The sequence below is a fragment of the Pseudonocardia sp. NPDC046786 genome (assembly GCF_040645415.1).
In the GTDB taxonomy this organism is placed as follows: Bacteria; Actinomycetota; Actinomycetes; order Mycobacteriales; family Pseudonocardiaceae; genus Pseudonocardia; species Pseudonocardia kongjuensis.
This window is the reverse complement of record NZ_JBEYYF010000060.1, coordinates 1-3,150: the sequence shown is the minus strand read 5'-3', so window position 1 is coordinate 3,150 and position 3,150 is coordinate 1. Positions and strand designations below refer to the sequence as shown.

The following is a 3,150-nucleotide window of genomic DNA, read 5'->3' as shown; positions in this document are numbered from 1 at the left end:
TCAGCCCGGTCGACTACGAAGCAGCCCAGACCCCGCCACACCAAGATCACTGAACCCACACCGTCAGTGTCCGGCGCAGGGGGCCAAGCTCAGGTCGCGTTTGGCGGTCTTGCCGACGTCGTGGGATGTCGCGCGGTTGCGGTTGCGGTTGCGGCTGCCGGGAGGTCGTCCGGGCCCGGGCCGGTGAGGTTTCGGTGCGCTGGCGGGCAAGGCTGTGGTCGGGTGGATGGCGCACGACCAGCACATCCTCGACGGCCGCCCACCGACCGGGTCGCTGTTCGCGACGGACACCCTGGACCTCGTCGGATGAGCGGGCAGATGGTGGCGCTGGTCGCGGACCACAACGCCGTGCCGATGAAGCTCCGGCTCGCCGCGTGGCTGACCGCACGCGGGCACCTGGTCCTCGACCGCGGCGTGCACGACGAGCAGGTCGTCGACTACCCCGTCCTGTGCGAGGACCTGTGCACCCAGGTGCTCACCGGGGCCGCCGATACCGGTGTGGTGCTCGGCGGCAGCGGCGAGCAGATGGCCTGCAACAAGATGCGTGGTGTCCGTGCGGCGCTGTGCCACGACACCTTCGTCGCCGAGATCGCCCGTGCGCACAACGACGCCGCGATCCTGGTGATGGGGGCCAAGGCGATCGCCCCGGCGGCCGCGGAGCGCATCCTGGAGGTGTGGCTCGGCACCGCGTTCCGCGGGGGCCTCCACGCGCAGCGCCTCGACCAGATTGCGGCGCTGGAGCGCGGGGAGTCGCTGATCCCGTGAGCCGGGGCCGGTGCGCCGCCGGGGCCGACCAGCCCCGGCGGCGCACCCGATCTCACCCGGGCAGGGAGCCGAGAAACTCCACGACCCGCGCGGGAGCGGTCTGCGCGGTCTGCTCGGCCACGGGCACGTCCCACAGCTGCGACCCGTCGAGACACTCGTGCAGGAACCAGGCCGCGGACCGGGTGTGCGAGTGGTCCTGTCCCGCGACCACCAGGGCCGGGACGTCGAGTGAGAGCAGGTCCTCGGGCTCCGGCCCGGGGACGCTGTCCCGGTCGAACATCGTCCGGGCGATCCCGTCGACGACGGTGCGGTAGCGGGTCGGGTCGAGCTCCGCGTAGCGCCGGGCGAACTCGTCGTCGCTGCGCAGGACCGGGGCCCACGGACCGACCGCGGCGTCGGCGCTGAAACCGGCGCCGGTCTCGCGTGCCCGCTCCACCACGGCCGCGAGTCCGTGTGCGGCCACGAAGGTGCCGTGCTCGGCGAAGCGACGGTGCTGGGCCAGCCGGTACCGGACCCCCCGGCGGGGGAGTACAGCACCATCCCGGCCGTGCGCTGGGGATGGTCGACGGCGAACGCCGCCGCCACCGAACAGCCGACGCAGCCCCCCATCAGGAGGGCGCGGTCGATCCCGAGGTGGTCGAGCAGCCCCGCCCCCTGCGCGGCGTAGTCCGACCAGGTGACGCGCTCGACCCGCCCACCCGAGCCGCCCGCCTCCCGGCGGTCGAAGGCGATGCAGGTATAGTGGGCGGACAGGGCGTCGACGAGTTCCGAGGTCCGGTAGACCCCTTGGGTGGACCAGTTCTCGAGAGTGGCGTTGAACCCGCCGGGGGAGAACAGGATCAGGGGCGGGCCGTCGCCGGTGACCCGGTAGCGGGTGGTGAGGCCGTCGATCGTGGTCGTCTGCACCGGGTCACCGACCCCCGCGGATGTGGCGGCCCGCCCGCACGTCACCGGCGTAGGCGGTGATCGCGTCCAGGGTGATGCGGGCGACGTCGGCGTAGGTGTCGCGGGGGGCGTCGAGCTGCGTCTCGGCGTATCCGATGGCCGCGTGGGCCATGCGGACCCGGCCGTCGAGCCAAGGGCCACCCCCGTGGCCGCCGAGCACCGGCACCGATACCGCGTCGACCACCGCGGGCCCCACGACCGGACCGGAGTTGGTGAAGTTCAGCAGCGACGCCCCGGCCGCCTCGAGTGCCCGGGCCTCGGCGACCATGTCCTCGAGCATGCTCGGCGGCACCTCGCTCTCCGCCCCCGGTGTGGCGTCGTAGACGACGCCGTGCCGCAGAGCGGTCTGCGGGGTGATCCCGAACTGGGCGAAGACCGGGATGCCGGCTCGGTGCACCGCTGTCACCGCGTCCAGGTGGTCCGCGGCGCCGTCCAGCTTGACCAGGTCGACGCCCCCCTCCTTGACCAGGCGGATCGCCGCCCGCACCGCCTCGGCGGGCCCCTCCTGCAGGGGACCGAACGGGAAGTCGCAGGACACGAGGGCTCGGCGGGTGCCCCGCCGGACCGCCTGGCAGACGACCAGGAGCTGGTCCAGGGTGATCTCGAGCGGGTTCGGCTGACCCCACAGGTTCATGCCCACCGTGTCGCCGACCGAGATCAGGTCGACGCCGGCCCGGTCGACGATGCGGGCCATCTGGTAGTCCCAGGCGACGACTCCGACGATCTTGCGTCGTGCACGCTTCATCGTCTGGAGGGCCGGGATGCTCACCGGTTCACTCAACGGGTCCTCCTCACATCCGGATCGCGGTCAGCAGGTCCGCCACGTCCAGGGGATCGGCGCCGACCAGCAGCACCCGGGCGTGCGGGCGCAGCGAGTGGACGATTCTCTGAGACGAGCCGGTGGCTCCCACCACGATGCCGGCGGTCATCACACCCCGGCGTGCGCAGGCGCGGCCGACGCGTGCGGCGGCCGCCGCGGCGTCACCGGTCGCCCGGGCGGTGGCGACCATGACGGCGACGTCGGCGTCGGCGAGCTCGGTGGCCAGGTCGGTCGCGACCCCGGTGGTGCGCTGCAGCGCCAGAGCCTCGTCCGCCGAGTCGCCCGCGTTGCCCCGGCCCCGCTCCTCGCGCAGGGTGAAGAAGCGGGCGGCGTTCCATCCGTCCCGGGACAGCGAGCGCACCATGGTCGCCGCGCCGTCGTCGAGGGCGACGACCCGGCCGCCGCGCCGACCGGCGAAGTGGGCGTCGATGCGGTAGGCGGACTCCTCCTTGCTCGTGGCCCGTGCGCAGCTGCTCTGCAGGATCGGTCGTGCTGTGGTCGTGGGCATCGTGTCCTCAGACCGTGGCGTGCGGCTTGCCCGGTTCCGCGGTGAGCGCGTCCCGGCTGGAGTCGATGAACGCCGAGTCCCGGGGCAGCACGACCGCCGCCGAGCGCACGTG

Annotated in this window: 4 protein-coding genes and 1 pseudogene; 1 reads left to right on the top strand and 4 read right to left on the bottom strand. The window is 73.3% G+C overall.

Features of this window, described 5'->3' with window-relative positions; translation table 11 throughout:
- The first annotated feature begins 306 nt into the window (after positions 1–306).
- Entirely contained in the window at positions 307–765 is a 459-nt protein-coding gene (locus ABZ881_RS30835) for an RpiB/LacA/LacB family sugar-phosphate isomerase (RefSeq protein WP_358489580.1), read from the top strand.
- Positions 766–817: 52 nt separating this feature from the next.
- On the opposite strand, the gene ABZ881_RS30830 is transcribed toward ABZ881_RS30835, so the two are convergent.
- The 4 genes and pseudogenes from ABZ881_RS30830 to ABZ881_RS30815 all read right to left on the bottom strand — a co-directional run bounded on the left by ABZ881_RS30830 (position 818) and on the right by ABZ881_RS30815 (position 3,038).
- Complete coding sequence (locus ABZ881_RS30830; protein ID WP_358489578.1) at positions 818–1,228, bottom strand: hypothetical protein; 411 nt, start codon at positions 1,226–1,228, stop codon at positions 818–820.
- Positions 1,229–1,263: 35 nt separating this feature from the next.
- A pseudogene (locus ABZ881_RS30825) lies at positions 1,264–1,671 on the bottom strand (alpha/beta fold hydrolase); the annotation flags it as partial.
- Positions 1,672–1,675: 4 nt separating this feature from the next.
- Positions 1,676–2,491, bottom strand: a complete 816-nt coding sequence (locus tag ABZ881_RS30820; protein ID WP_358489575.1) for a 3-methyl-2-oxobutanoate hydroxymethyltransferase — start codon at positions 2,489–2,491, stop codon at positions 1,676–1,678.
- A gap of 10 nt (positions 2,492–2,501) precedes the next feature.
- On the bottom strand, positions 2,502–3,038 hold the full coding sequence (locus tag ABZ881_RS30815; RefSeq protein WP_358489573.1) for a hypothetical protein: 537 nt from the start codon (positions 3,036–3,038) through the stop codon (positions 2,502–2,504).
- Between the last annotated feature and the right edge of the window lie 112 nt (positions 3,039–3,150).

Bases quoted from the DNA above. Each gene is read 5' to 3' on its own strand.
- ABZ881_RS30835 (WP_358489580.1), top strand. From the start codon at position 307: ATGAGCGGGCAGATGGTGGCGCTGGTCGCGGACCACAACGCCGTGCCG.
- ABZ881_RS30815 (WP_358489573.1), bottom strand. From the start codon at position 3,038: ATGCCCACGACCACAGCACGACCGATCCTGCAGAGCAGCTGCGCACGG.